The 2,621-nt window shown below is 67.5% G+C and carries 4 protein-coding genes; 2 read left to right on the top strand and 2 right to left on the bottom strand.

Going from position 1 to position 2,621, the window contains the following annotated elements:
* A partial coding sequence (locus tag ACFWF3_RS31585) for a peroxidase family protein (RefSeq protein ID WP_379317428.1) occupies window positions 1-659 on the top strand: 659 nt, incomplete at its 5' end.
* Between the two features lie 57 nt (window positions 660-716).
* On the opposite strand, the gene ACFWF3_RS31590 is transcribed toward ACFWF3_RS31585, so the two are convergent.
* Both ACFWF3_RS31590 and ACFWF3_RS31595 read right to left on the bottom strand, forming a co-directional pair.
* A complete protein-coding gene (locus tag ACFWF3_RS31590) occupies window positions 717-1,172 on the bottom strand; it encodes an SRPBCC family protein (RefSeq protein ID WP_378627592.1) in 456 nt (151 codons plus the stop codon).
* Between the two features lie 57 nt (window positions 1,173-1,229).
* Window positions 1,230-1,640 carry a nitroreductase family deazaflavin-dependent oxidoreductase gene (locus tag ACFWF3_RS31595; protein WP_378627590.1) on the bottom strand — a complete coding sequence of 137 codons (411 nt, stop codon included), beginning with the start codon at window positions 1,638-1,640 and terminating at the stop codon, window positions 1,230-1,232.
* A gap of 113 nt (window positions 1,641-1,753) precedes the next feature.
* On the opposite strand from ACFWF3_RS31595, the gene ACFWF3_RS31600 reads away from it, so the two are divergent.
* Window positions 1,754-2,470 (top strand): metal-dependent hydrolase, encoded by a 717-nt coding sequence (locus ACFWF3_RS31600; protein WP_379317430.1) that lies wholly within the window; start codon window positions 1,754-1,756, stop codon window positions 2,468-2,470.
* The last annotated feature ends 151 nt before the right edge of the window (window positions 2,471-2,621 follow it).

Raw genomic sequence — 2,621 nt, forward strand, 5'->3', positions numbered from 1 at the left:
AGGGCATCCAGGACACATTCAACGCCGGCGGCGGCACGCAGGTGTCGTTCGCCGACCTGGTCGTCCTCGGCGGCGCGGTCGGTGTGGAACAGGCCGCCCAGGCTGCCGGTTTCCCGGTGACGGTGCCGTTCACGCCGGGTCGTACCGACGCGACCCAGGCCCAGACCGACGTCGAGTCGTTCGACGCGCTCGAGACCCCGGCCGACGGGTTCCGCAACTACGTGTCCAAGGACGCGCAGATTCCCGCGGAGTTCCTGCTGATCGACAAGGCGAACCTGCTCACGCTCAGCGCGCCGGAGATGACCGTGCTGATCGGCGGTCTGCGCGTGCTCGGCGCGAACTACCAGTCCTCGCCGCTGGGCGTGTTCACCGACACCCCGGGTGCGCTGACGAACGACTTCTTCGTCAACCTCCTCGACATGGGTACCGAGTGGGCGCCCTCGGCCGCCGACGAGAACAGCTACGAAGGTCGTGACCGCTCCTCCGGTGCGGTCACGTGGACCGGCAGCCGCGTCGACCTGGTGTTCGGCTCCAACTCGCAGCTGCGGGCCGTGGCCGAGGCCTACGCGACCGACGACGCGAAGGAGAAGTTCGTGCACGACTTCGTCGCCGCGTGGACCAAGGTCAGCAACCTGGACCGGTTCGACGTCACCGCCTGATCCGAACAGCGAAACACCCTGCGGCTCAGCTCGAGTCGCAGGGTGTTGCGTTGGTGACTAGGACTCGGCGAGGGCGGCCAGCCGGTCCACCGATGCCTGCAGCTTGTCGGCGGTGGTGGCCTTGGCCCGCACCTGACGCAACTCGTCGTGCAGTTCGGTCCAGTCGTAGGTGTGGGTCACCCGGGTGTGGGTGTCGTCGATCGGCTCGAGCTCCCAGCGCCACAGGTGTCCCGGCGGGGTCTTGTCCCGCTCCGACGGGTTCCACGCGATACGGCGACCCTCCTCGAACTCGACGATGTGGTTGTCCCGGTCGGCGCCGTTGGTCAGCGTCGTGGTGAACACGTCACCGACCGCGCGGACCCGCTGGCCTTCGACGGCCTGCGCGAGGTTGTCGTTGCCGTCCCAGCGCGGCTGCTGCGCGGGATCGGCGATCAGGTCGAAGATCGCGGCGGGGGTCGCCGCGATGTCGCGGGAGGCGTGGACGATGCGTGGCACGTCGATGGTTTCGGTCACCGGGCGATAGAACCAGCAGCTCACCCACCCCGGCAACCATTCCGCTCGAGCACGCGACTAACTCGTTCGATACACCGCGAACACCGGGATCTCCCGATCGGTCTTGTCGCGGTACTCGGCGAAGCCCGGCAGCCGCTCGACCATCCGGTCGTAGAGGGCGGTGCGCTCGGGATCGGCGACGAGTTCCGCCTTGCCCCGGTATGTTTCGGTCCCGACCTCCACGGTGAGTTCCGGGTCGGCGAGGAGGTTGTGATACCAGGCCGGGTGTTTGTCGGCGCCACCGTTGGAGGCGATCAGCACGATCCGGTCGCCGTCGGGCAGGAACACCAGCGGATTGGTGATCGCGCGCCCGGACTTCGCGCCGGTGGTGGTGATGATCACCATGGCGTCGTTGCCTTCGAACATGCCACCGACGCGGCCGCCGTTGGCGCGGAACTCGGCGATCACCTGGTCGTTGAAAGCATTCATCGTGGTCCTTCCGTCGGGTAACTCCCCCTGCCCCAACGATCCAGGCGCGCCCCGCATTCCGGCGCTGTCCACGGCATATGCGCCGAAGTAGTGACTTACTCTAACGTTGCGGGGTGCTAGGACATTCTCATGCGACCAGTGGGGCGCTGGCCTGGGCCGGTACGGCCGCCGCGTTACCGCTCACAGTCGCCGCTTTCCCCCTGTTCGACAGCGACACAACGCGATTCGGCATCGCCGAACTCATCATGGGCACGCTGCTCACCGCGGGTGCGGCGCTGCTGCCGGACGCGGATCATCCCAGCGGCACCATCTCCCACGTCCTCGGGCCGGTGTCACATCACCTGTGCCGGTTGATCTCCTGGGCGTCGGGCGGACATCGTCACGGCACGCATTCACTGCTGTTCGTCGTCGCCGCGGTCGCGGCCACCTGGGCCGGGGAGCACTACCTCGGCCGACCGTTCACCCTCGGCCTCGCGTTCTTCCTGCTCGCCCTCGCGGTGCGATCGCTGCACCTGTGCCCGCCGGGAAAGAGCGTCCGGACCTACGGAACGGTGATCGTGCTCGCGACGGCGGGCACCTTCGCGGTCGATCAGTGGATCGTCGACCGACCGGCGTGGCTGCCGATCTGCGTGGGTCTCGGCTGCCTGGCCCACCTGCTCGGCGACTGCCTCACCGATCGGGGCTGCCGGTTGCTGTGGCCGTTTCCGTTGCGCACCCGGGTGCCGCTGATCGAGCGGACCGGGAACCGGGTCGAGACCTGGGTCATCTCTCCCCTGTTCGTGCTCGGCACGATGGGCGCGCTCTGGTACGCGATCGTCCACCGGCCGTGATCGCTGGGACGGCGGGGCTCCCGCCGTCCCGAGCCGACCGGCGTAGCCGGTTCTTCGCTGATTGCCCCGATCGATTCACATGTTTAGATGCGCATATCGCAGTATCAAAATTATATTTGTGACTCGTCCCAACGCCGACACTCAGGGCATC

The sequence above is a fragment of the Nocardia sp. NPDC060220 genome, assembly GCF_042727815.1.
GTDB lineage: Bacteria > Actinomycetota > Actinomycetes > Mycobacteriales > Mycobacteriaceae > Nocardia.

Excerpts from the sequence above, each read along its gene's own strand:
- ACFWF3_RS31595 (WP_378627590.1), bottom strand. The coding sequence starts at position 1,640 with ATGAATGCTTTCAACGACCAGGTGATCGCCGAGTTCCGCGCCAACGGC.